23 protein-coding genes are annotated in these 24,269 nt (G+C 69.0%); 11 read left to right on the plus strand and 12 right to left on the minus strand.

Annotated elements, in window-relative coordinates; translation table 11 throughout:
- Nucleotides 1–233: tectonin domain-containing protein (locus PV396_RS27830; protein WP_319209113.1), on the plus strand; the 233-nt coding region annotated here is incomplete at its 5' end.
- Nucleotides 234–390: 157 nt separating this feature from the next.
- On the opposite strand, the gene PV396_RS27835 is transcribed toward PV396_RS27830, so the two are convergent.
- Both PV396_RS27835 and PV396_RS27840 read right to left on the minus strand, forming a co-directional pair.
- Complete coding sequence (locus PV396_RS27835) at nt 391–537, minus strand: hypothetical protein (RefSeq protein ID WP_319209114.1); 147 nt, start codon at nt 535–537, stop codon at nt 391–393.
- A gap of 121 nt (nt 538–658) precedes the next feature.
- The gene (locus PV396_RS27840) at nt 659–1,006 is read right to left on the minus strand and encodes a DUF1330 domain-containing protein (RefSeq protein ID WP_319209346.1); all 348 of its coding nucleotides are present in this window, start codon (nt 1,004–1,006) and stop codon (nt 659–661) included.
- A 182-nt stretch (nt 1,007–1,188) separates the two neighbouring features.
- On the opposite strand from PV396_RS27840, the gene PV396_RS27845 reads away from it, so the two are divergent.
- Nucleotides 1,189–1,383: a hypothetical protein gene (locus PV396_RS27845; RefSeq protein ID WP_319209116.1), complete on the plus strand. Its 195-nt coding sequence runs from the start codon at nt 1,189–1,191 to the stop codon at nt 1,381–1,383.
- Nucleotides 1,384–1,863: 480 nt separating this feature from the next.
- Entirely contained in the window at nt 1,864–3,189 is a 1,326-nt protein-coding gene (locus PV396_RS27850) for an MFS transporter (RefSeq protein ID WP_319209118.1), read from the plus strand.
- A 190-nt stretch (nt 3,190–3,379) separates the two neighbouring features.
- On the opposite strand, the gene PV396_RS27855 is transcribed toward PV396_RS27850, so the two are convergent.
- The 4 genes from PV396_RS27855 to PV396_RS27870 are packed head-to-tail and all read right to left on the minus strand — an operon-like array spanning nt 3,380 to nt 4,822.
- Nucleotides 3,380–3,703, minus strand: a complete 324-nt coding sequence (locus PV396_RS27855; protein WP_319209120.1) for a hypothetical protein — start codon at nt 3,701–3,703, stop codon at nt 3,380–3,382.
- Complete coding sequence (locus PV396_RS27860) at nt 3,700–4,047, minus strand: DUF6247 family protein (protein ID WP_319209121.1); 348 nt, start codon at nt 4,045–4,047, stop codon at nt 3,700–3,702. The genes PV396_RS27855 and PV396_RS27860 overlap by 4 nt, the downstream gene beginning before the upstream one ends.
- A 29-nt stretch (nt 4,048–4,076) precedes the next feature.
- Nucleotides 4,077–4,481, minus strand: a complete 405-nt coding sequence (locus PV396_RS27865; protein WP_319209123.1) for a hypothetical protein — start codon at nt 4,479–4,481, stop codon at nt 4,077–4,079.
- Nucleotides 4,481–4,822 carry a hypothetical protein gene (locus PV396_RS27870; protein ID WP_319209124.1) on the minus strand — a complete coding sequence of 114 codons (342 nt, stop codon included), beginning with the start codon at nt 4,820–4,822 and terminating at the stop codon, nt 4,481–4,483. The genes PV396_RS27865 and PV396_RS27870 overlap by 1 nt, the downstream gene beginning before the upstream one ends.
- A 179-nt stretch (nt 4,823–5,001) precedes the next feature.
- On the opposite strand from PV396_RS27870, the gene PV396_RS27875 reads away from it, so the two are divergent.
- Complete coding sequence (locus tag PV396_RS27875) at nt 5,002–5,295, plus strand: winged helix-turn-helix domain-containing protein (RefSeq protein ID WP_319209125.1); 294 nt, start codon at nt 5,002–5,004, stop codon at nt 5,293–5,295.
- A gap of 475 nt (nt 5,296–5,770) precedes the next feature.
- Here the strand turns inward: PV396_RS27875 and PV396_RS27880 are convergent, their stop codons facing one another.
- The 3 genes from PV396_RS27880 to PV396_RS27890 form a co-directional block, all read right to left on the minus strand.
- Entirely contained in the window at nt 5,771–6,307 is a 537-nt protein-coding gene (locus PV396_RS27880; RefSeq protein ID WP_319209126.1) for a hypothetical protein, read from the minus strand.
- Between the two features lie 20 nt (nt 6,308–6,327).
- Nucleotides 6,328–8,835 (minus strand): hypothetical protein, encoded by a 2,508-nt coding sequence (locus PV396_RS27885; protein ID WP_319209128.1) that lies wholly within the window; start codon nt 8,833–8,835, stop codon nt 6,328–6,330.
- Between the two features lie 61 nt (nt 8,836–8,896).
- Nucleotides 8,897–10,093: an IS110 family transposase gene (locus PV396_RS27890; RefSeq protein WP_319209348.1), complete on the minus strand. Its 1,197-nt coding sequence runs from the start codon at nt 10,091–10,093 to the stop codon at nt 8,897–8,899.
- 888 nt (nt 10,094–10,981) lie between these two features.
- Here PV396_RS27890 and PV396_RS27895 point away from each other — a divergent pair.
- The 3 genes from PV396_RS27895 to PV396_RS45215 all read left to right on the plus strand — a co-directional run bounded on the left by PV396_RS27895 (nt 10,982) and on the right by PV396_RS45215 (nt 12,881).
- Nucleotides 10,982–11,806 (plus strand): amidase domain-containing protein, encoded by an 825-nt coding sequence (locus PV396_RS27895; RefSeq protein ID WP_319209130.1) that lies wholly within the window; start codon nt 10,982–10,984, stop codon nt 11,804–11,806.
- A gap of 146 nt (nt 11,807–11,952) precedes the next feature.
- On the plus strand, nt 11,953–12,273 hold the full coding sequence (locus PV396_RS27900) for a hypothetical protein (RefSeq protein ID WP_319209131.1): 321 nt from the start codon (nt 11,953–11,955) through the stop codon (nt 12,271–12,273).
- A 203-nt stretch (nt 12,274–12,476) separates the two neighbouring features.
- Nucleotides 12,477–12,881 carry a GntR family transcriptional regulator gene (locus tag PV396_RS45215; RefSeq protein ID WP_416071487.1) on the plus strand — a complete coding sequence of 135 codons (405 nt, stop codon included), beginning with the start codon at nt 12,477–12,479 and terminating at the stop codon, nt 12,879–12,881.
- Here the strand turns inward: PV396_RS45215 and PV396_RS27910 are convergent.
- Nucleotides 12,834–14,222: a glycoside hydrolase family 43 protein gene (locus tag PV396_RS27910; RefSeq protein WP_319209133.1), complete on the minus strand. Its 1,389-nt coding sequence runs from the start codon at nt 14,220–14,222 to the stop codon at nt 12,834–12,836. The genes PV396_RS45215 and PV396_RS27910 overlap by 48 nt on opposite strands.
- Nucleotides 14,223–14,583: 361 nt before the next feature.
- Between PV396_RS27910 and PV396_RS27915 the strand changes: the two genes are divergently transcribed.
- A complete protein-coding gene (locus tag PV396_RS27915) occupies nt 14,584–15,156 on the plus strand; it encodes a hypothetical protein (protein ID WP_319209134.1) in 573 nt (190 codons plus the stop codon).
- 16 nt (nt 15,157–15,172) lie between these two features.
- On the opposite strand, the gene PV396_RS27920 is transcribed toward PV396_RS27915, so the two are convergent.
- Nucleotides 15,173–15,760 (minus strand): DUF2165 domain-containing protein, encoded by a 588-nt coding sequence (locus tag PV396_RS27920; protein ID WP_319209135.1) that lies wholly within the window; start codon nt 15,758–15,760, stop codon nt 15,173–15,175.
- Nucleotides 15,761–15,919: 159 nt separating this feature from the next.
- Between PV396_RS27920 and PV396_RS27925 the strand changes: the two genes are divergently transcribed.
- Both PV396_RS27925 and PV396_RS27930 read left to right on the plus strand, forming a co-directional pair.
- Entirely contained in the window at nt 15,920–19,261 is a 3,342-nt protein-coding gene (locus PV396_RS27925; RefSeq protein WP_319209137.1) for a tetratricopeptide repeat protein, read from the plus strand.
- A gap of 231 nt (nt 19,262–19,492) precedes the next feature.
- Entirely contained in the window at nt 19,493–20,626 is a 1,134-nt protein-coding gene (locus tag PV396_RS27930) for an ADP-ribosylglycohydrolase family protein (protein ID WP_319209138.1), read from the plus strand.
- Nucleotides 20,627–20,692: 66 nt separating this feature from the next.
- Here PV396_RS27930 and PV396_RS27935 read toward each other — a convergent pair whose 3' ends face one another.
- Nucleotides 20,693–21,076, minus strand: coding sequence for an SH3 domain-containing protein (locus tag PV396_RS27935; RefSeq protein WP_319209140.1), 384 nt, complete (start codon nt 21,074–21,076; stop codon nt 20,693–20,695).
- Nucleotides 21,077–21,277: 201 nt separating this feature from the next.
- Here PV396_RS27935 and PV396_RS27940 point away from each other — a divergent pair, with 201 nt between their 5' ends.
- Nucleotides 21,278–23,683: an ATP-binding protein gene (locus PV396_RS27940; protein ID WP_319209141.1), complete on the plus strand. Its 2,406-nt coding sequence runs from the start codon at nt 21,278–21,280 to the stop codon at nt 23,681–23,683.
- Nucleotides 23,684–24,269 lie beyond the last annotated feature (586 nt).

Consider the following 24,269-nt stretch of genomic DNA (forward strand, 5'->3'; position numbering starts at 1 on the left):
CGAACAGTGCGGGTCAGATCTGGACGCGGGCGCAGACGTCGATCGGTGGTGGGTGGTCGAGTTGGGTGCAGCTCGACGGCGGGTTGACGCAGGTGGCGGCGGAGACGAACGCGGACGGTCGGATCGAGTTGTTCGGCGTGAACAGCGCGGGTCAGGTATGGCACCGCTCGCAGTCAACTCCGGGAGGGGGCTGGGCGTCGTGGATCCAGTTCGACGGTGCGCTGAGGCCGTAACGCCGTAACTGCGTAGCTCCAGTGGTGCAGTTGGTGCCGATCGCGGGGCAGTGCGCAACCGCACTGCCCCGTACGGCGACCAACAGCACTACTCACTACTCCCAACGAGCGTTCAAACCAGCCAAGTCACGCTCGTACAGGGGCGGATGGCCTGCCCTCAGCGCCGGCCACGGAACTTGCCCAGCAGACGCTTGGCCTGCTCTCGCCGACGAGGGTCGGCCGCGGCCCGCCGCGCCTGCTCGGCCGCACGACGCCCCTGAGGACTCCTGGCGAACTGCTTGATCCGCTCCAACATGCCAGCCATCCGGCTCCACCCCTCCGTACGGGCCCCCAAAACCGGCGGGCGCCTTTCTTGGGTCGGGTACCCGGTGGGGGGTGAGGTAGGCGTGCTGGATGCGCGCAGTTGCGCCGGGCCTGGACCGGGGCTACTCGGTAGGCAGGGCCTCCCGCATCGCCTTGGCGGTGGCCGTCGGGTCGTAGCTCTCGGGGACGCCCTCGACCAGGATGATGTCGCCCTCGATGTGCCGCGAGCGCAGTGGTGCGATCTCCTGGTATGCGGGCGAGTCCCACCAGGCCCGTGCCTCGGCGATCCCGGGGAAGCCGATGACCACGACGTGCCCGGGCCAGCTGCCCTCTTTCACCTCATGCTGTGCGGCGTGCACGAGGAATCGTCCGCCGTGCGGCTCGAGGGTGGCGGTGATGCGCTCGATGTACTCGACGATCTCAGGGACCGGTGCGGCCTCTTGCAGGTGCGCGATGGCATAGGCGGGCATGGTGTCCTTCCAGTCGGTCGGGCTCCGTACGCCCCCGATCATGACATGCACCGCCGAGCAACTCAGCCTCGAGCGCGGTGCGTTCACTGGTACGGCACCGGTGAGACCCGCTGGAACGTTCGACGCGCTATGTCCCCCGGCCAGGAACCCGTACTCGCCTCAAACGGGCTTTCTTCCTGTCGGTGTTCGCAGCCCTGGCCGACCCAGCCTCCAGGGTCTACTACGACAAGGAGATCAACCAAGGCAAGGCGACGCTCACTATCGAAACGGTGGCCAGAACACCGCAGGTGAACCTGACCATCGCCGGCGTCAGGAGCCGATTGATCCCCACCGTGTTCACCATGAAGCCGTGGATTCGCCATGCGACATCGCGGTAGTTGAACGCGACCAGCAAAGTGGCGGCCCCAAGGGCCAGACCCCAACCAAGCCCAGCCCACCCACTCATCGATTCTCCCCCAGAGACAGTCGACGCCCAGTATGGATCCTGGCTCCTTGACCAAACCCATAGGGGCAGCCCCCAGGTGCGGCGAGCAGTGGAGGTCGTTGGCCATTGTGGTCTGCTCTTGCACCCGCAGGGTCGTCCCTGCTGCGGCCGTTTGACGGGCGCGTCGGGGCACCAGACCGTCGTCCAGTTCGGCGTCGGCTAGTGTTCGGGCGCAACCAGTCACCCACGAGGAGTCAATACATGCCCGGTCGTCCGAGCGCGCTTTGACGTCGTAGGCCGTGAACGGCCCGTCATCGCGTGCTGCCCTTGATGTTGCGGCACAGCGAACCTTCTCCGCTTCAACCGTAGGTGTGCCTGTCGGGCACGCCCCTGGGTTGGCGGGTCTCGTTTCCGGCGACTCAAGGGATCCCCCGTGCCGTCCGCTTCCTCCGCTGCATCTGACTCTGGATCTGAATTTAGTCGACCCGTTCCGCCGCCGGCTCTCTGGCGCAACCCCGACTTCCGCCGGCTCTGGGTGGGGCAGACCCTCTCCCAACTCGGCGAACACGCCGGGCTGGTCGTCCTGCCGCTCTTCGCGGTTCTGACACTTGATGCCAGTGCCGGTGAGTTGGGGGTTCTTCGGGCCGTTGGGCAGGCGCCGATCCTGTTGTTCTCGCTCTTCGCCGGTGCGTGGGTGGATCGGTGGCGGGCTCGTACGGTAATGGTGTCGGCGGATGTCGGAAGGTGTCTCGCACTGGGCGCCGCTGCCGTGGCCGGTCTCTTCGGGTGGCTCGGGCTGCCGACGCTGTTCGTGGTCGCCTTCGTCGTCGGGGCGTTGTCCGTGTTCTTCGACGTGGCCTATCAGGTGTCCCTCGTACGACTGGTGGACGATCGGGATCAACTGGTGCTTGGCAACAGTGCACTTGAGGGCAGTCGGTCCGCAGCTCAGATCGGGGGCCCTGCCCTCGGTGGTGCGTTGGTGTCGCTGCTGTCCGGGCCCGTCGCCGTCGCCTCGAGCGCGTCGTTCTTCGCGCTTTCGGTTCTGTCGATCCGGCGGATCCGCAAGAGCGAATCGGTGCCCCAGCAGCCAGGGCGCCCCCCTCGGGTCTGGCGGCGGATCCACGAGGGACTCCGTTTCGTCGTCAGCGACACCTCCCTGCGTACCGTGTGTCTCGCGTCGGCCGCGTTCCAGTTCTCCTTCGCCGCCCTGATGACCGTCTATCTGCTCTTCCTGCCTCGGGAACTGCACCTGTCGGGCGCCGCCGTCGGGCTGGTGCTCGCGGCGACCGGGCCTGGCGCGCTCCTCGGTTCGGTGTTGGCCGCCCGGCTGCCGAGGCGGTTCGGTCACGGCCCGGTGCTGGTGGCTGCGGCGGTCGTCGGCGACGGCGCGTTCCTGTGTGTGCCCGCGCTCCACGGCTCCTCTTCGCTGACGCTTGCCGCGCTCCTCGCGGTCGGCTTCGTGTTCGGGGCCGGGGGGCAGTTGGTGAACGTCACGGTGATGGCCGTACGCCAGGCCGTCACGCCGGACGGAATGCAGGGCCGCGCCGCAGCGACGATCACGTTCGTCGGGATGGGGCTGACCCCGCTCGGTTCCCTGCTCGGCGGTCTGATCGCGGAGGAGTGGGGGCTGCGCACGGGCCTCGTGGTGACGGGCGCGGCCATGCTGCTGTCCCCGGTGGTGATGGCCTTGTCCCCGCTCGCCCGCCTGGGACGGCGGCTTCAGGCCGAGGGCGACGCGCGTGGCTTTGACAATGGTTGACGGCCCCAGTTCACCCGTGTGGCTTCGACAGCGTGAGTTGGCCCTGCTTGTCAGACGCGAGGCTTGGTCATCGCAACACCCCTCAGGGTTCGGCAACGCATGGAAGTGGGCGGGCCGCGCTGACCTGCGGCCCGCCCGTTCACCAGCCACTCGGCGGCGAGCATCCGTCACCGGCGTGACCGGTGCCGCTTCACTGCCAGAAGACCTCTTCCACGATGATCTGCGGATCCTCGGCCCGCAGAACGAAGGTGTAGGCCAGCCAGCCCCGGTGGTTGTCGAAATACAGGATGTGCGGTCCCTTGGGGTCGGTGGATCGGACCGGTTCGACGTACATGGTCTCCGGAAGCCCGGCATCGGTGTCGATGCCCCGGAAGTAGGGGTCCTTCGCGGTGACCAGTTCCGCGCGGGCCTCGTCGACCATCTTCTGGACGTGCTCGGGCAGCGTGTCACGACGCGCCAGAACGTCGAGCCGCCAGTCCATCTGCCAGGGCGGCCCCATGAACGCGTCGGTCACTGGCCGGGCTCCAGTTCCCGCGCGCCGTAGCGGATGTGAGACACCTGCTCGATCAGAGCTTTGGCAACCTCATAGTCAGTGGCCTCCGCCGCGCGGTGATGCAGATCGGTTACGTGCGCGTCGAGCTGAGGATCACGGGCGATCGCGTACTCGACCCACCAGCGGGCCAGAAAGGCCGGCAGGGGGCCGATGTCGAAGGTGTCGGCGATCGCGCGCTTCCAGTGTTCGTCGAAGTCCGGGAGGAGTTGCGGAGCGTGCCGGGCGATCGCCTCGCGCAGCGCCTTCGGGGTCCGCTGAGGCATGGGCGGGACGACCGGTGTGGGTTCGGCGGCGTGGGCGGTCATGACCGGTGAACTCCTTCGATGCGTCGTGGTTACGACCATAGTCCGCTCCCTGTCTTCTGAGGGTTCTGTCCGCCGTCCTCGGTGTCCGGCACGGGCAGGCGCATGCCTCGGGACTCGGCGACGCGCAGGGCGTCGGTCAGGCACTCGGCGAGCCGGAGACCGGCGTAACGGACCTCGGTGTACGGGGACGCGGGGTCGTCCAGCAGGGGGCGGGCGAGGCCGAGCACGTCGACGGCCGTGGCGAGCTGGGTGGCCTCCAGGCCGTCGGCGAGGCGGGACAGGTAGCCGCCGCCGTTGTCGTCCGCGACCAGGTAGCAGGGTTTGCCGTCGAGGGACGGCCAGGGGAGAAGACGGAGGGGCGAGGAGGCGGGCGTCGCGGGGTCCGTCAGGTCCGTGTGGTCGGTGCGCTGGGTGTGGTTGCGGAGGTGCTTCATCAGGCGGCCACCTTCTGGGCGTCGATCAGGTACGGATCGAAGCCGAGGGCGAGGGCAAGGTGGCGGTGATGCCGGAGGGCGGCTTCCCGGCTGGGGGTGATGTCGGTGTCGGTGAGGTACGGGCGTACGAGGACGGAGTCGGTGCCGTCGAGGAACGTGACGAGGCCGTACGGGGAGCGGTGGGACGGGAGGTGCGGGGGCGGGGGTGCGGAGGGACTGCGGCGTACGGCGGTGATGTGCACGCAGAGGTGGGGGCGGTGGTGGATGCGGCGCCGTTTACCCGTGCCGGGGACGAAGAAGAGGCGCACCCAGTGGAGGGTGCGGCGGATAAGGTCGTACATGTCGACGCTCCTTGTAAGCGTTGGCCGTGCCCCGGGAGGTCTTGTCCACCTCGCCGGGGTCTTTGCTGCTCCGACTGTAAACCTCTTCCTACCGAGTCAGGTAGCACTATGACTCGGTAGGGAGAGGCATGACTCTTACTGCCCATCTGTGATCACTCCTGACCATCTAACGTGCTCTCATGGCTCAAGAGCAGGAGTGGCACCCCGATCCCGCATCCCGGATCTACGTCTACATGCAGATCGCAGAGCGCATTGCAGATCAGATTCGCGCGGGAAGCCTGCCCGTAGGCGCACGCTTGGCCTCGGAGCCCGATCTAGCGGCCCAGTACGGCGTCGGGATCAACACTGTCCGACGTGCGATTCGAGAGTTGCGGGAGCGAGGCGTTGCCGACACTGTGCCCGCGAAGGGCACGTTCATCATCGAGGTGCCCGAGCCCGCCGCTGGGAGCCCAGAGGCGCACCGGGACCGCTGACCAACCTGCCGCAGCCGCCGTACGACTACTCGGCGGCCGGTCACCGACCACCCCGCTTCCTCTCGGGGCGCCAGTCGTGAAGGTCGGACTCCGAGCGCTGTCGATCCAGGCGGCCCCGGTTGAGGGCGGTCTGGAACTCCTCGGCGGGAAGTCGGCGCCGGTGTACTTCGGGGGCACCTTGATGTCGAGCCGCACCCCGTCACGGTCCTCCTCGCCGGTCGGGTGCTGTGTCCCCTGACGTCGGTTGTGACGGGCGCGTCTCTTCTCCTTCCAGGTTCGAGGTTCCAGCCGAGCGCGGCCAACCACGAGTTCAGGCCCACGAATTGCCGAAGCTCCGCTGTACGCAAGCGACTTGAGGTCACCTTGCCTCAACGGAGCTTCTGCACGTTCAGTCACACCCCCGCTGACCGGACGCTCCAAGGGCAACCCGGACTCAGGCCGTTTCCCTGGAGCGCCTCGGTGTGGGTATCTCGATTCAGATGATCGTGGCCGGCACCCAGATTCCCTCCCGGGTCGGCCCGAATGTGGCCGACTCGTCCCGGCTGTCGATGACCCAGCGGTCGTAGGCGCCCACGCCCTCTAACCGAATTCCGAAGTGATACATCGGGTCGGCGAAGACGACGAAGTGGTGCTCGAACTCGAACTCGGCACACCTCACTGTTCCGCTGCCCGGCACGGACTCGTTGTTGAGTGCATAGCGAATCCGCGTGATCCGATACTCGGAGTGGGAGTCGGCAAGGAAGGAATCGCCGCAGGAAGCGAGCGTGAACTCCTCGTCCTCGCCCTGGAGCGCCGGAGAGGGTTCCGTCCCGGTGACCAGGCTCATGGCCAACTGTCCGTGATTGCCGACCGAGTCGAGCCGGAAGTATCCCTCGTCAAGGGCCAGGTAGACGCTGTCTGCCAGCGGTGTGAACCGTGGAACGGCCTCATCACGGTCGACGAAGCCGGGTACTTGCACGTCCCGGACCCTCCGCCCGGCCAAGGGCTCGAACACGGAGTGGATCTCATACACCGGCTTGCTCCTCGTAGTACTCACCCGACCATCACGATCTTCAAATCCATTCCCGTGCCCGACTTGAGGAGCGTCCAGAACTCTCCGGGGGCTTTCAGGACCAGCGTAAGCCCTTCGCCACGGAAGATCGGACCGGGCCCTGCGGTCTTGTTGAGTGTCCCCATTCCCTTATATACGAGCTTACCGCTGCGGATCATCTCCAAAAGGTTAACGAGAAACGTCGCACCTTCATCGTCTTTCCATTTCGGATATTTTTTCCCGAGGACGTCCTCAAGCAATGACTTGTGGCTGAGGTAGTGCGCTTTGAAGTTCTTACCGGCGGTCAGGAGCGTCAGGCATGGAATCTTCGGAACGTCGTCGGACTGGGCGAGGGGACTCACCATGTGCGATGTACCGGCCGTCCGAGCGAGGGACTTGTCCAAGCAGGACGGTTTGGGGAACTTCTTCGCCAGTTTGATGATCTGGCGCAGCCGTTCCACGGTCCGCTTGGCCCATTCTGCCTTCTCGAAGAATTTGACGATTCCCGTCGCCACTCGAACAACTGCCTTGGTGACGGCCGGGAGCTTGCCGAGGACGGTGACCAGTGTGCCGACGTCGACGAACGACCAGAGGCAGCTTTCGACGTCGTACTCGCCTATGCAGCGTTTGATGTTGTTGACGCCGATGACTTCGAGCAGGATTTCCGCGCCGTTCGCCCTGAGCCAGTCGGCGAGGGTCATCGCCAGGTCTGCCCGCGCCTGCCGGTAGTCGTCGACGCAACCCTGGCCGCATTCCGCGAGCAGGATGGCTTCGTCGTCGGCAGACAACGCGGGGCCCTGGTCAGCGCCGAGGACGCCCGTGTCGCCTGTCGCCATGGCGGCTTTGCGGGCAGCTTCCTGGTCCTTGCGCTCCTGCTCCTCTGCGCTGTCGGCGGCCTTGTCCGCATCCTTGGCAGCACCGTCGGCGTTGGCGGCGGCCGTTTCGGCGGCGCTGGCGTCCTTTTCGGCCTGGGCGGCGGTACCACGGGCGCTGGCCGCGTCGCTTTCGGCTGCGGTGGCGGCGGTGTGCGCGCCGGCCGCGTCGCGTTCCGCCGCGGTGGCCTCGTTGTCGGCGGCGGCGGCTTCGGACTTCGCCGTTGTGGCCGCGACCTGCGCGTAGTTGGCGTCAGCGCCTGCTTGTGCGTCGTAATTCTGGGCGCTGACGTCCGCCTTCTTGGCGGCTGCGGCGGATTTGGCCGCGGCAGCGGCGGAGGCCTGGGCTGCGGCCACGGAGAGAGCGGCCTTCGCGGCGTCGGCAGCTGCCGCCGAAGCTGCGGTGGCGGCTGCCTTGGCATCTCCTGCGGCCTTGTCGGCGAGCGCCTTGGCGACGGTCGCAGCCTTGGCCGCGTCGCCGGACTTGGCCTTCGCTGCTGCCGCCTGCTGTTCGGCCAGCGTCATGGAGGTCTGGCCGACGAGGACGGCGAACGCGGCGGAGGAGTCGGTCTCCTTGTACGGGGTGCCGATGTTGATGGCGTCATTGGCGGGTTTGATGACTTCGGCTGCCGAGTCGCGGGCCGCGGTGGCGGCTTCGCCAGCCGCGTAGGCCTGGCCCGCGGTGATGGCGGACCAGGAGGCCGTCTTGGCGGCTTCCTCCTGGGCAGCGGTTGCCTCATTACGCGCGGCTACGGCGGCGGCTGCTGCCTTTTTGGCCTCTACCTCAGCGGCGGCTGCGTTCTTCTGGGCAGCGGTCGCGGCAGCGATCGCGGTGGCTGCCGCCGCGTGTGCGGTGACGGCGGCGGCGTGGGTGGTGAGGGCCGCCGCGGCGGCGGCGTCGGCCGCAGCCTGGGCGCGGGATGCGGCCCCGTTCGCCCGGGTCGCTGCGGCACGGGCCGCCACAGCCGCGTCGCTCGCGATGTTGGCGTTGGCGCGAGCGCTGGTCGCCGCGCTCGTCGCGCTGTTGGCGGCTGTCCGGGCTTCCGTGGCCGCAGTCCTGGCCTCGCCGGCGGAGGCGGAACCGGCCGCGGCGGCAGCGGCTGCTTCGAGGGCCGAGGCGCGGGACAGTTTCGCCTGCTTGTCGACCTCGGCGTTCCGTGCGGCATCACGTGCCCGATATGCGTCGGTCTCGGCGTCTTCCGCCGCTTCCAACTTCGCGTCAGCTGTGGCACCAGCCGTTTCCGCCGCACTGCGCGCGGTGGCTGCGGCGTCCCGGTCGGCCTGGGCGCGGGATTCCGCGTCGCTGGCTCTGCCACGTTCGCGGGTGGCGTTGGCGTGTTCGGCCTTGGCGGTGTCGCGGGCCGCTTCGGCCTTGCTGCGTTCCGACTTGGCCTTCGCCGCGCCGGTCTTGGCGGTCTGTTCGGCGGTCTCGGCGGTGGTCTGGGCCGTCCTGGCGTTGGTGGCGTTGGTGGCGGCTTCGGTGGCCTGGGCTGCTGCGGCGGTCGCGGCGGCCTTGGCCTGCGCTGCCGCCTCCTGTGCGGCGGCCCGGCGGAACTCGGTGTTGAGAGCGTGCGCCTGGGTCTGCGAGAGCGCGAATTGCGCCTTGCTGTCGGCGGCAGTCGCCTTCGCCGCGTTCACCGCGGTCTGGGTGGCCTTGGCCGCTGCCTGGGCCGCGGCGTAGGACTTCCCAATGCCGTTGTCAAGCCGCTGCAGTGACTGGTGGTGTGGCTTGGTAGCACGCTCCGTCGCGGATCATGGCCCACAGGGCGTTGGCCCGGCGGCGGGCGAGTGCCAGCAGCGTCTGTTTGTGCCCCTTGCCCTCGGCCCGCTTGCGCTCATAGAACTGTTTCGAGGCGGGACAGTTCCGCAGGCTGGCGAAGGCCGAGAGGTAGAAGACACGGAGCAGGCCGCGGTGGTAGCGGCGTGGGCGGTGGAGGTTGCCGCTGACGCGTCCGGAGTCACGGGGGACGGGTGCGAGGCCGGCGTAGCCGGCCAGGCGGTCGGCGGTGCCGAAGGTGTCCATGTCGCCGCCGGTCGCAGCGAGGAACTCCGCGCCCAGCATGGTGCCCATGCCAGGCAGGCTCTGAATCACCTCGGCGTGCGGGTGCTCGCGAAACCGGGCCTCGATCAGGGTTTCGAGCTCGGCGATCTCCTCATCGAGGGTCATCACCCCCTTCGCCAGGCGGGCCACCATGGTGGCCGCGAGTTTCTCGCCGGGCAGTGCGGTGAACTGGGCCTCGGCGGCCTCGACAATGGTCCGGGCCAGGGCCGCACTGTTGCGAACCTTGCGGTTTTTCAACCACGTCGCGATCCGGGAGGCGCCGGCGCGACGGATCGCGGCCGGGGTCTGGTAGCCGGTCAGCAACAGGACCGGCCCCTTCTTTGTCAGGTCCAACGAGCGTTCCAACGCAGGGAAGATTTCCAAGAGTTGGGCGCGCAGGCGGTTGATCTGCCGAGTCCGGTCGCAGACCAGATCGGTGCGGCGGGTGACCAGGGTGCGCAGGTCGACCGATATCTCGTCGCCGGGCCGCAGGACACCGAGGTCGGTGCGCATGCGGGCCTGGTCGGCGATGACGAAGGCTTCCTTCGCGTCGGTCTTCGCCTGGCCCCGGTAGCCGGCCGATGCACGGTGGATGGCCAGGCCGGTGATGTAGGTGATGTGCTGGTCGTGGCTGACCAGCAGACCAAGCAGGAGCGCGGCCCCGCCGTGGTTGATGTCCACCGCCCACAGCACATCCCGCGACAGCTCCAGTACCTCAGCGATGAGCTGGAGCAACTCAGCCTCGTCGTTCAGGATCCGACGCGACAGCAGCCGCTTGCCCTGGGCGTCGATCACCACGCAGTGGTGATGTTCCTTGCCGATGTCCACTCCGGCCCAGATCTCGGGCACAGCCACCTCCGTCAGCTCGTCGTACACCAACCCAGCAGACGACCTCGCCGACGTTGTCTTACAAAGCGATCGCGTCGCGTCTCCCAATTAGCGGTCGAGTCGTCGCGGGGTTCCGGGCGGCCAAGTTCTCTGAGCCATCCAGCGGCGACTCCATGACAGCCATACCCGGAACCCCTGGGCCCCGCTGATCTTACGAATGACCAGCTCAGACCCACATCAAGAAAGGTAGGACTCCATGATCACGGGCATCCGTGCCTGTTCTGCATCCCAACCTGATCAACCATCAGGAAGCGGACGTCAGCCGAACTACGCCGAAGCCCTGGGCAACGCTGGAGTCATTCGTCCCGCAGAAACACCACCTCGGCCATGAAGCGGAATTACCTCTAGCGAAGTGAACACGCGCATTCCGGATTCGCGTTAGTCGCAGGCTGGTTTCAGTCGATCAGAAATCAAAACCAGCCTGAGCATAGGCGCCGAGCCAGGAATCCAGATGTCCATGCCAAGATTCCTACCACCACCCCCTGCCTTAGGAGATGCACCGATGCGCCGCACAAGACGCGCCACAATGCTCACAGCAACTGCAGTCCTCGCACCCTTCGTCGCAGTTGCCGGACCAGCACCTCAGGCCAGTGCCGCCGAGCCGGCGTTCCCAACCGTGGACTTCCTCACCGCGCGCGCCGATCAGTACTTGGAGCAGCGTGCACGCACGGTAACCATAAGCGGTGCACGAGCTGCCGCAACATCGACGGTGGCAGCCACGGCTGAGATGACTCAACGGCTCAATGCGGAATACCACCAGCTTGCCCAGATGGGCTCCGCGTATCAAGAAGCCGACGGGGGATACAGTCGGGCGGAGGTGACCGTCACCCGGAATCCGGACCCCCAGCAGGTTCAGTGGATGGAAAGACGGCCCTGTTCAGTTTCACCGAAGACACGAAGCTCTATCACGTGCTCACGCCAGAAGAAATAGCGGAAGGCGCCCCCGAGGCGGAAGAGTACTCGTTACATCACCTAGTGCGGTTCACTCGCGGCACCGACGAAATCTGGCGCCTGTCTAGCGATAACGCAAACACCGGCTCAATGCCACCTAGTACCTACATGGCGCAACCGGAACTTGATCTCGAGATACCTGAAGAAGATAGCGGTGCTCCAGATATGCCGGAAGGCGGTAAAGCCGAAGAGTCTTCGTCCACCGGCTCACCCACACCGGGGGACGATCCGAAAGCCTTCCAAGCCATGGCTGGGTACGACTACCCCAAGATGATTTCCTACGCCAACAAGCACTGGAAGAACTATAGCGACGACTGGCGCAAGTACGACAATGACTGCACTAATTTCATCTCACAAGCAATGTGGGCGGGTGGCTGGAAAGCGACGTCAGGCAGCATTGTCTCGCGCAAGGACAATAAGAAATGGTTCTACGGCTCAACGAAGCTGGCCACTAGCTATACCTGGGCGGGGGCCGAGAACTGGTACTGGTTCGCCCAGAAGCACTCCAAGCGAACTAGACACCTCGCCAGCGTGTGGGGCCTTGTCTACTCCGACGTGTTGCAGGCGGACTGGGATCGCAACGGCAACATCAACCACACGATGATCGTCACCAAGGATACGAGCTCAAACAGGTACCTCACGTACCACACCCCCAGCGTGCACAACAAGAGCCTCAAGAAGATCCTCGCCAAGTACCCGAGCGCCTGGTGGTATGCGCACCGCACCTGAGAAACTAACGGCCGACCCAGGAGGTAGGCATGCGTAGGCGACGAAAGTTTGCAGCAGCCGTCACGTTACTCATGGCCACAGGGTGTGGCCCCTCTGGCGCCAGTAGCACCTCGGGGAGCGAAACCCCACCACCAGGAGCCCCGGAAGTGGTGGAGCGCTATGTCCAAGCCCTTAACGCCCGTGACACCGAGGGTCTACTAGCAGTCGGTGCCGCCCCGGACAAGCCCTGGTCGCGGGAGCAGGCGGATGCACTCATCCAGTCGAAAGGCGGCAAGGGGCTGACCATCACCAATGCGCCCATTAGGTACGACCGCATGGGCGACTACATGGGCAAGGTCAGTCTCGCCGCCGCCGACAGAGAAGGCCGACCGGTGCGGGAGACCGTTGACCTGCTTCACGAGAACAGTCGCTGGCATCTCGTGCTATTCGAATGGCCAGCCGGGGACAAAGCGAGCTCAGCACCTTAGCTTGGTATTTATCCACGCTGTCGTTTTCAGGCGGTTATGTTCGGTGAGGGTTTCGGCTCGTTTCACGGTCTTCCCGGGCCAGGGCTTCGGCGTAGTTCGGCTGACGTCCGCTTCCTGATGGTTGATCAGGTTGGGATGCAGAACAGGCACGGATGCCCGTGATCATGGAGTCCTACCTTTCTCAAAAAGGACGAGACCCAACTATGCCGAAGCCCTGCATCGCAGAGCAGATCGGCACGGGACGCCTACCAGTGGGCGCCAGGCTTCCCGCTGAGCGCGATCTCGCCGAGCAGTACGGCGTCGCTGTCAACACCGTCCGCCGGGCCGTGCGCGCGAGCTTCGCGATCAAGGCCTGGTCATCACGGTCCCCATCAAGGGCACCTTCGTACAGGCCGCGCAGCCCCCCAGCGCCTCACCCGAAGAGGGCGAACCGAACGACTGAAGGGGCCGCGCGTTGCGCCGCGCGGCCCCTTCAGTGTCACGCCCGTGGTTCTGGGTGTTCTTCAAGGCACGTCAGTTCCGAGCGGGCACCGGCCCCGCTGTCAGTGCCCTCCGTGCCCTCAGTACCCCACCCGGAACGTCGCGTCCTGCTTCTCCGTGGTCGTTGAGATCGGGTCGATGCGCAGTACGTAGTTCGAGTGGCGGATGTAGCGCGTCGGGTTGTTGTACGACCGGAAGGACGACCACGAGCTGTCCGCCAGGCCCGCCGTCTGGTAGAACGTCGCGTCGCCCGCGAAAGTCGACGTGCCGTCGTTGACGTCGAGTTGCAGGGCGTAGCTGTAGTGGCGGAGGTACCGGGTGGGGTAGTTGACCGACTGGAAGGAGACCCCGGCGCTGTCCGCCAGGCCCGGGACGAGCTTCCACTCCGAGTCGGTGTACAGGTCGAACGGGTACTGGTCGATGCGGCCCACGAAGTTGGCGTGGCGGACGTAACGCGCCGGGAAGTTGTACGACTTGAGGCGGTTCCAGGTTGGGGAGCCCCACTTGGTGAGGAGGTTGTTGTACTCGGTCGTCGTGATCGTCGCGACGCCGCAGTGCTTGGAGTTGACCGGCTGGGTGTACGTCTTCTGGTCGAGCGGAGTCCAGGTGCCCGAGGCCAGGTCGCTGGTCTGCCAGGCGTAGAAGACACCGTTGGGGGTGTAGGTGTCGCCCCACATGTACCAGGTGTTCGACGAGAGGGACTTGAAGACCGTCGGCGCTTCCGTGCCGCCGTGTGACACTCCCGCGCTGTACTCGGTGAAGCTGCCCGGGTCGAGGGTCGTGGAGCGCGTGCCGACCAGCGTCTGGTTCTTCTTGATGAACAGGTAGTTGTAGCCGTTGACGCCCACCGCCATGTCGCCGTCGATCACGTCGTAGCCGGCGTCGAAGAAGACCTGGGGCGCCGACGCCGTGACGAAGTCGCTCGTGTAGTTGACCATGATCACGTTGTGGCCGCTGGAGTTGACCGCCGAGTAGATCACCGCGTACTGGCCCCGACCCGCGTCCCAGAACGCCTCGGGTGCCCAGGCGTGCGTGGCCATGTCGTGGAGCTTGAGGCGGCGGTAGCCGGTGAAGGTGCGCAGGTCGGCGGAGTCCCAGACGTGGATGTACTGGCTGTTGTACGACCAGTCCGTGCCCTTGAGGTCGGTGGCGAGGACGACGAACGTGCCGTCCTGCTTGCGCATGAGGAACGGGTCGCGCAGACCGAGGGCGCCCGCGGTGGGGGTGACCACGGGGTTGTTCTGGTTCAGCGGCGTCCAGTTCAGCGAGTCGGTGCTGACGGCCAGGTGGAGGCCGTAGTCGGTGCCCGCGCCGAGGCTCGTCGACTCGGTGAAGTAGCACATCACGTACGCCGAGTCGGCCGCGTGGGCGGTGCCGGCGCCGAGGGCGAGGACGCCGGACGCGGCGAGGGGAGCGGTGGCGGCCATGCCGAGGAAGAGGCGGCGGGACGGCTGGGGTCTTGGGGTCATCTTTGTCTCCAAGCGGTGCGGGTCCGGGAGCGGGGGCGAGCGGCTGCGTGAGGTGGGGCACGGTGGGGAACCGTGTGAAACGTGGGTAAACGGGGACGGACGTACGCAGCCACGCAGGCGATTTGGCCGAAATTTCGAACTAGGTTCGGAAAGTCGATCAGAAGGTAGATCGCCCCATCGTGCTCGTCAATCACTCTGACGACGCTGTGATGATTCTTTGCAGCCCTTCCCCAACAGGCGGGACGGCCGGGAGCGCACCGATGGCCGCCCGGGGTGGAGCGCGCCTCGGAGTAGGATGATCCGACCTCCGGCGGAGGATCCGGCGAGGATCCGGCGGTGGTTTCTGTAGCTGAGGAGATGCGTGACCGTGGCTGCCCGACGGCTTCCCTCATCGGTCTGGGTCACCGGTCTGACCTTGGGCGCGGTTGCCGTGGTCGCCGCTCTGGCGGTGAGGGCCGAGCAGGGTCCGCACCCCCACGTCACCGCCGCCGCCAAGCCCAGCGCGTCCGCCTCCGCGAAGCCCTCCGCCAAGCCCAGCCAGGCCACCGACGCGCCCGTCCCGGACGGGTCCGGCAGCGGTCGGCGGGTCGTCTACTCGCTCGGGCAGAAGCGGGTCTGGCTCGTTGACGCGAGCGGACAGACCCGCCGTACGTTCGTGGTCTGGCCCGGCTCGGTGAGCCCCGAACCCGGCAGCTACTCGGTGGGGGAGCGCGATGACGCCCGTACCGGCTCCGACGGCGTCGCGATCGAGCACGTCATGTTCTTCGCCACCGGCTCCGGGCTGTCGATCGCCTTCTCCAACGCCGTCGACGGATCGTCACCGCCGCCCGCCGCGTCCGGCACAAAGACGGGCGGCATCCGCATGTCCAAAGCGGACGGCACCGCCCTGTGGGCCTTCGGTGGCACGGGGACCGCGGTGACGGTCGTCAAATAGCGCGACTACCTCCTCCCTACTCCGGGGCCCCGGACTCCTGGGCCCCGGCCTTCGGCTCCTCAGCCGCAGCCGCACGCGCGGTGTCCGGCAGGTGGAGCACCAGCAGCACCACCCCGCTCAGCAGGAACACCCGTGTCGCCGCTTCCAGGCCGTTCCAGTCCTCCGACTGCCACATCGCGAACCACTCACCGCCGATCGCGATGAAACCGGCGCCGAACAGCAGCATCAGCATCAGCAGGCCGTACGTCGAGACGCGCCGCGCCCGTTCGAGGTCGCGGCGCGCCCACAGCCACGTACCGGCGACGAGGACGAGCGCGGCGACGGTCTCCCACGCGATGATCGCCACGTACGCGGCGTCCGCGAGGCCCTTCGACGTGATCGCCCGCCACATCAGGTCGTCGTCCTTGAACGTGGTGTCCATCGCGAGGACATGGCGCACGAACTGTTGGTTGGAGTCGAAGTCGGTGATGTTGCCGAGCGCCACGAGGGCGATGTAGAGCGCGACGGTCGCCGTCAGCAGGGTCGCGGCGAGGGTGAGCGCGGTGCGTGGGGGGTGGGCGGTACGGGTGGGGTGGGGGGTGTGGGGGGTACCTGTAGTGGTCATGGCGTCAACTCTATGGAGCGGCCCGCACCCGGTCTCCCCGCGCCCTGCCCGCTCCCCGCCGGGTGACCTCCCGTGCACCGAAAGGGAGTTGGGCCAGACTGGTGGCAGCACCAACCGGCACCCCGGACCCACCCACAAGGAGACGAAGGAGACGTACGGATGGCTCAGGCCCCGCGGCCGTCGATGCGGCAGCTGATCCAGCAGCGCCGACGCGCCGGATTCGTCGGCCGGGGAGCCGAACGCGCCGCGTTCCGGGCCAACTTCGACCTGCCGCCGGACGACGAACGCCACCGCTTCCGCTTCCATGTGCACGGCAACGCCGGAGTCGGAAAGACCTTCCTGGTAAGGGAGTTGGAGCAGCAGGCCAAGGAACGGGGCGCGCTCACCGCGTACGTCGACGAGGGCGCCGGCAGCGTTCCGGAGGCGTTGGCGGTGATGTGCCGTCAGTTCGCGGCTCAGGGGCGGCGGTTCAAGGAACTGGAGCGGCTCCTCGCGGCCCATCGTGAGCGGCGGCACGAGGCGGAGTCCGCCGTCGCGAGCCTGGAACCGCAGCCGGAGGGACCCTCGGCGGGGAGTCCCTCGGCCGGGAGTCTGACGGCCGCCCGGATCGGGCTGGTCGGCGCCGGACTCATCCCCGTCGTCGGCCCGTTCGCCGGTGCCCTCGACGCCGACCGGATCGCCCAGGGCGCCGACCGGGTGCGCGCCGGGATCGCCGCCCGGCTGCGCAACCAGGACGACGTACAGCTCGTCCTCGCCCCCGAGCGCGTGCTCACCCCGGTGCTGCTCGCCGAGCTGGACGGCATCTGCGCCGACGTGCCCTGGATCGTCCTGTTCCTCGACACGTACGAACGCACCGGCCCGTTCCTCGACGGGTGGCTGCACGACATCATGACCACCGACCGCTACGGCGACCTCTCCTTCCCGGCCAACCTCGTCCTCGTCACCGCCGGTCAGCGCCCCTTCGACACCGGACGCTGGGGCGGCTTCGCCGACTTCGTCACCGAGGTGCCGCTCGGGCCGTTCACGGAGGCCGAGGCGCGCGGACTGCTCGCCGACAAGGGCGTGACGGACGAGCCGGTCGTCGAGGAGGTGCTGCGGCTCACCGGCGGGCTGCCGGTACTGGTGTCGACGCTCGCCGAGGCCCGCCCCACCGACCCGGACGACGTCGGCGACCCGAGCGCGACCGCCGTGGAACGGTTCCTCAAGTGGGAGACCGACCCCGTACGCCAGGCCGCCGCCCTCGCCTGCGCCCTGCCCCGGCGCCTGGACGCGGACGTCTTCCGCGCCGCCGTCACCTGCGAGGAGGCCCAACTCGACGCGCTCTTCGGCTGGTTGAGGTCGCTGCCGTTCGTCAGCGAGCGGGGCGACCGCATCCAGTACCACGACGTCGTCCGCGCGCCGATGCTCCGGCTCCAGCGCCGCCGCTCCCCGCGCGGCTGGGCCGAACGCCACACCCGGCTCGCCGAGACCTTCGCTCGCTGGCGGACGGAGGCAGAAGTCCCGCTCACCGCCGACGAGTTGTGGGGCGAGGAGGAATGGCGCGAGCTACGGCTCGCGGAGTCGTACCACCTGCTGTGCGCCGCCCCTCGTACCGCGCTGCCCGTCGTCCTGCGCGACGGCGTCGACGCGTGCGACCACGGGGAGGTGGTCGCCCGGCGGTGGGCGCGCGTCCTGGTGGAGGCGGGTGAGGACAACGAGACGCCGAACGTTGCCAGTTGGGGGCGCGACCTGATCGCCGTACTGTCGGAGGAGGAGAGCGGCGGGGTGCTCGGCGCGCTCGCGCTGCTGCTCGGCCGGGCCGGGCTCGACGCGCGCGGGCAGGCCGTCGCGCGGATGCTGCGCGGGCGGGAACTGCGGCTGGGCGGCGAGTACGAGAAGGCCCTCGGCGAGTACGAACAGGCCGTCGCCCTCGATCCGGAGCTGGAGCGCGCCTACTACGGCCGGGCCGTCACCCTCGCCGAACAGCGTGACTACGCCGCCGCCATCACCGACCTCGACCGGGCCGACGAACTCGCCCCCGACACCGCCCGCGTGCTGTTCGTACGCGGCGACTACCACCGCATCCTCGGCCACCGCGAGGAAGCGGTCCGCGACCTGGACCGGGCTGTCGTCCTCGGCCCCGACCTGGCCGGCGCCTGGGCCTCCCGCGGTGTCGCCCGGCACGGCACCGGCGACACCGAGCAGGCCCTCGCCGACCTCGACCGGGCCCTCGAACTCGACCCCGAGCACGTGTGGGCGCTGGTCCGGCGGGCCCGGGTGCACCGCTCGCGCGGCGATCACGACCGCCAGTTCGCCGACCTGGACCGGGCGGTGGCCCTCGGCCCCGAGCTGGCCTGGGTCTCGTGCCAGCGCGGCGACGCGCTCCGCGTCGCAGGCCGGGACGCCGAGGCCCTCGCCGACTACGACCGGGCTCTCCAACTCGACCCCGACTACGCGTCGGCGTACGCCAGCCGGGGCGTCTCCCGCAGCCGACTCGGGGGCCACGAACGGGGGTTGGCCGACCTGGACAGGGCGCTGTCGCTGCATCCGGCGTATCCCTGGGCGCTGGTGCAGCGCTCGGTGGTGCACCGGCGGATCGACGGCTACGAGGCGTCGTACGAAGACGCCGACAGGGCGGTCGAGTTGGAGCCCGAGAGCGCGTGGGCGCTGTGGAACCGGGGCGAGGCACTGCGCTGCCTGGGCCGGTACGAGGAGGCGCGCGCGGACCTGGACCGGGCGCTGTCGCTGTACCCGGACAGTGTGTGGGCGATCGGCTGCCGGGGCGCCGTACTGCACGAACTGCACCTGTACGGCGAAGCGTTGGCCGATCTGGATCGCGTGGTCACGCTCGATCCGGAGGGTGCCTGGCATCTGATGCGCCGGATCATGACCCTGCTGGCGGTGGGTCGGCCCGACGACGCGCGCACCGACCTCCACCGCTATCTCGCGATCGGCGACGACCTGGCGTGGGCGCACCACACCCTCGCGCAGATCCATCTCCTCGACGGGCGTCACGAGGACGCGGCGGCGGCGCTCGCGCAGGCCGCGCGGCACGGGCTCGTGGAACCGGCCGGTCTCGAGGAGCTGTCCCGCGCCGAGCGCCAGGCGGGGGAGTGGGCGGCGGCCCGGGAGACGGCGGAGCGGATGCGTGCCCTGCACGAGGCGGGCGGCGCCTTCTGCCTCGCCCTCGCGGTCGGCGGCGAGCAGGGTGCCCCGGCCGCCCGCCCGGTCTGGCGCGAGGCGCACCGGCTGGCCGCGGGCTGGGACCTGACCGAGGGCGCCTCCGACTTCCTGCACGCGGTGATCGCGGCGGGCCTCGGCGACTGGGCGGACCTGGACGACCACCTCGCCGGTCTGCTCACGGGGACGCGGGAGTGGATGGACGTGGCGTGGCTGGCCGACCTGCTGAGCGAGGTCGCGCGGGCCCGGGGCGGCTCGACGGCGGACGACGAGCGGATCGCCGTACGACTGGAGCGGGTGCGGGAGGCCCGGGAGGGGATCCGCCGACGGTACGCGCGCTGAGAAAGGCTCGCGCTGGGAAAGGCTCGCGCTGGGAAAGGCTCGCGCTGGGAAAGGCTCGCGCTGGGAAAGGCTCGATTGGTGACCAGCCGGGATCACTCATGTCGAGTCATGCCCACTCGTGCCACATTTCGCATACCAATCCGGGCCCTGAACAGACCGTTCGCGGTCGATTACAGTGCTGAGCTGTCAATCGTACGAACTCTGCTGTGAGGGAGGACCGAGGTGGGTGTGATGACATCCGGTGGCGCGACCGGTGCCGTGTCCGGCGCCATCTGGGGCCGCTCCGAACAGCAGGACTTCCGCAGCCGGGTACGTGGCACTTTGCTCGGCGCGGCCCTCGGCGACGCCCTGGGCGCCCCGCTCGACGGACTCAGCCTGGACTCCGTCCAGGAGGCGTACGGCGTCGACGGTCTCACCGATCTGGCGTTCGCGTACGGCAGACGCGGCGCGATCACCGACCTCACCCAGCTCACCCTCTTCACCGTGGACGGCCTGATCCGCGCCCAGGTGCGCCGCGACACCGGCGCCTGGCACCCGCCGACCGACCTGCACCGCGCCTACCGCCGCTGGGCGGCCACCCAGAGCGACTGGGGGCCCGACGAGCGCCGCAAGGAAGACGGCTGGCTGGCCCGCGAGGAGTGGCTGTACGCCCGCCGCGACCCGTCCCTGGCCTGTCTGCTCGGCCTCGGCGACGAGACGATGGGCACTCTCGACGCGCCCAAGAACCCCGGCGAGGCGGGGGTCGAGGCGGCGGCCCGCTCGGGCCCGTTCGGGCTCCTGGTCGGCTGGGAGCCGCAGCTCGTGATGCAGCTGGCGGTGGAGTGCGCCGCGCAGACCCACGGCCACCCGACGGGCTACCTGGCGGCGGGCGCGTACGCGGTGATCGTGCACGGCCTCGCGCGCGGCGAGAGCCTCGACGCGGCGGTGCAGCGGGCGCTGGCCCTGCTGGCGGCGAGGCCCGGCCACCAGCCGGTGGCGGAGGCCCTCCAACGAGCACTGGGCGCCGTACGCCAGGGCATCCCGTCCCCCGCGCGGGTCGCGGACCTGGCCGGCGCCTGCACGGCGGAGGGCCTCCTGTCTGTGGCGGTGTACTGCGCGCTGGTCGGCGAGGACGTACGGCACGGGCTGTCCCTGTCGGTCAACCACGGCGGTCCGTCCGCCGCGACGGGCGCCCTGACCGGCGGCCTGCTGGGCGCCCTGCACGGCGAGACGGCCCTCCCGCCCGCCTGGCTGGCGGAACTCGAGGGCCGTCCGACGATGCTGGTCCTCGCGGACGACTTCGCCATGGAGATGACTCAGGGGCCGGCCCTGCACGGTCCGGCGGGGTCGTCCACCGGTTGGCTCACGCGGTATCCGCGAGCGTGAGCCGGCCCGGGGCGCGGATTCGCCGCGAGTCCCCGTGCTATGAATCCCTGCGCTGCGAGTCCCGGATCAGAACTCGCACCACACGTTCGAGCCGTTGTCGGGCAGCAGGGTGTCCTTGACCCAGCCGGCGGTGCCGTCGGTGTCGTTGCGGACGTACGTCCAGGTGCCGTTCTGGCCGGCGGTCCAGCAGTGGTAGTCGAGGACGTTGCGGTTGTCGGCGTAGCCGGTGTTCCCGCAGTCCGTGCTGGAGCCGCTGCGCTGGTTCGCGGCGACGCCCGCCGTCTGCTGCGGCCACGACCTGTCGTCCTTGTCGGGGGCGGTCCGGCCGCAGTAGGCCGCCGAGGAGGCGGGCCCGGCGGTCGCGACCACGAGCAGCGGAACGGCGAGTGCGGTCACGGCCGCGGCCGCGATTCCGCTTCTCTTCAGCCTGGACCTCGATATCGCGATCATTTTTCCTCCTGGTGCGTGGCGCGATGACGTATGCGAACAGTCGCAGCGCGACACCGTGCGCAACCAGGAACGTGACACGCAACTGACCGGCAACTGACCGGTAATCGCTTCCGCAAGTGGCCGGATGTGCTCTCACCCGACGGGGGCGGCGGGATGGGAGGGTGGGGGCCGAACGGGCGGCGGGGGCCAGGGGGGTTTCCGATGCTGGGTGAGGTGCTGCGCGACCGACGGCGCCGACTGGGGCTCACGCAGGAGGAGTTGGCGGAGCGGGCGGGCGTCAGCGTGCGCACGATCTGCCATGTCGAGACGGGCCGTATCGAACACCCGAGACCGGCCACCGTACGGCGGCTGGCCGACGCGCTGGACCTGACGGGAACGGACCTCGAGGACTTCCAGCGGGCGGCGACGGGCGTCGCGTCTCCGACGCCGCACCCGTCGCGGTCGTCCAACTCGCCGTACTCGCCGTACTCGTCGTATGCGTCGAATCCTTCATACTTCGCCTACCCGGAGGCGAAGTCGATTCCGGCTCAACTGCCGCCCGCGCACCCGGGGTTCAGCGGCCGTGCGACACAACTGGCGGCATTGGACGCCTTGTTGGACGGTGGCGCGGATGAATCGCAAGCGCACGCCGCCGAAGCCGTCGTCGTCTCCGCCATCGCCGGGACCGCGGGCGTCGGCAAGACGGCCCTCGCGGTGCACTGGGCTTCGCGGGTTGCCGCCCGGTTCCCCGACGGGCAGCTGTACGTGAACCTGCGTGGCTTCCATCCGACCGGGGCGGTGATGACGAGCGCGGAGGCGGTACGGGTGTTCCTGGACGCCTTCGAGGTGCCCGCCGAGCGGGTCCCGGCGGGCGCCGAGGCGCAGTTCGGCCTGTACCGGAGTCTGTGCGCGGGCAAGCGGCTGCTCGTCCTGCTGGACAACGCGCGGGACGCCGAACAGGTCAGACCCCTGCTGCCCGGCGCTCCCGGCTGCCTCGCCCTGGTCACCAGCCGCAACCAGCTCACCGGTCTGGTCGCCGCCGACGGCGCCCACCCGCTCCGCGTCGACCTCCTGACCACGGCCGAGGCGAGACAGTTGCTGGCCGGGCGGCTCGGCCCCGCCCGCCTGGCGGAGGATCCCAAGGCGGTGACGGAGATCATCAACCGCTGTGCCGGCCTCCCCCTCGCCCTGTCGATCGTGGCCGCCCGCGCGGCCACCGACCCGCACTTCAGGCTGGCCGAGTTCGCGGGCGAACTCCGCGCCACGGGTACGGGTGCCCTGGACCCCTTCACCGACGACGACCCCGCGACGGACGTACGGGCGGTCTTCTCGTGGTCGTACCACCACCTCGGCCCCGAGGCCGCCCGGCTGTTCCGCCTCCTGGGACCGCACCCCGGCCCGGACATCACCGCCCCGGCGGCGGCCGGCCTGACCGGTCTGGGACCCGAGCGGCTACGCCCCCACCTGGCCGAACTGACCCGCGCACACCTGCTGAACCAGCACGCCCCGGGCCGCTACACCCTCCACGACCTGCTCCGCGCCTACGCCACCGAACTGACCCACGAGCACGACCCGGAGCCGGACCGACGCGCCGCGCTCCGCCGCCTCCTCGACCACTACCTCCATACGGCGGCCACGGCGTCCGAGGCCCTCAGCTGGTACCGCGACCCGATCGCCCTGCCCGACCCGGACGACACCGTCGTACGGGTTCAACTCGACTCCCCGGCACAGGCGTTGGCGTGGTTCACCGCCGAACTGCCCAACCTGACAGCTGCGGTGCAGCAGGCGGCCCGGTCCGGTTTCGAGACCCACGCCTGGCAACTGGCCTGGACGATGGCCGCGTTCTTCGACCTCGCCGGGTACTGGCCCGAGTGGGTCACCACGCACCAGCAGGCGCTGGACGCGACCAGACGGGCCGGCGACACCGTCGGCGAGGCCCGCACCCGTCGCAACCTCGCCCGCGTCCGCTCCCGCCAGGGCCGCCACCAGGACGCCCTCGTCCATCTCGGCCGGGCACTGAGCCTCAGCCGTGAACTCGGCGACCCGGTGGGCCAGGCACAGGCGCTGCGCAACATGAGCGCGGTGCTCGGCCGACGTGCCCGGCACACCGACGCGCTGGACCTCGCCCGACAGGCGCTGATCCTGTTCCAGGGCGCCGGACACCGCATCGGCCAGGGCAGGGTCCTGAACCAGATCGGCTGGCACCTCTCCATGCTGGGCGACCATCGGCAGACCGTCGACTACTGCCGACGGTCCCTGCGCATCCTCCAGGAACTGGGCGACCGCGACGGCGAGGGCGCCACCTGGAACAGCCTGGGCCGCGCCCACCACCACCTGGGCGCCCACCAGGAGGCGATCACCTGCTTCAACCGCTCGCTGAACCTGCGCCGAGAGCGAGGCGACCTGGGCGAGATCGCGGAGACCCTGGACCACCTGGCCGACGCACACCTGTCCGTCGGCGACCACGCGACAGCGGCGACCTGCTGGCGGGAGGCACTGGAACTGCTGGACCGCCTGGGCCACAAAGACACCGAGGCGGTCCGCATCCGCGCCCGCCTACGGGGACTGGAAACCCCGAACGCGTCCCCGGCCCCGACACCACCGGACGACACATTGCACCTGGCGTGACCGACCGCGGCGGCCGCCCAGACTGGAGTGTGGCAGCGCCTGGCGTGCCAGGCCGCCCCAACTGGTCTGACCGAACAGGGCACTTGGCGCGACCGGGCGGCGGAATCGGCGACAGGACGTCGCGCCCGTCCCGACCGGACATGGTGCTTGGCGTGGCCGGGGAGCGCGCCCGGAGTCCGGACGTCGTACCCGACCTGGTCGGTCAGTGCACCTGGCGACGGGAGGTCGGGCTCGCCCCGAGTGGATGTCGCGCTTGGCGGTAGCCGGGTGACACACGCGGTGACCCGGATGTCGTTCGTGATCTGGTCGGGCAGCGCGCGTGGCGGCCGGATGGCGCCCTCCGCCCGACCAGACGTGGCGCTTGGCGTGGCCGTGCAGCGCACCCGGCGACCTGACGCAGCGGGCCGGACGCCGGCGTCCGATCCGACCGCATGTCGCCCCCGACCTGACCGGACAGCGCACCCGGTGACCGAGCCCCGCACCCGGCCTGGCCGGGCCTCGCACTCGACCCGGCCGGGTGCACCTGCTCTGCCTTGCCTCGTCGGGCACCGATACGGCTTCCGGGGCGCCAGGAGGTGCTGGCGGC

The sequence above is a fragment of the Streptomyces sp. ME02-8801-2C genome (assembly GCF_033793965.1).
Taxonomy (GTDB): Bacteria; Actinomycetota; Actinomycetes; order Streptomycetales; family Streptomycetaceae; genus Streptomyces.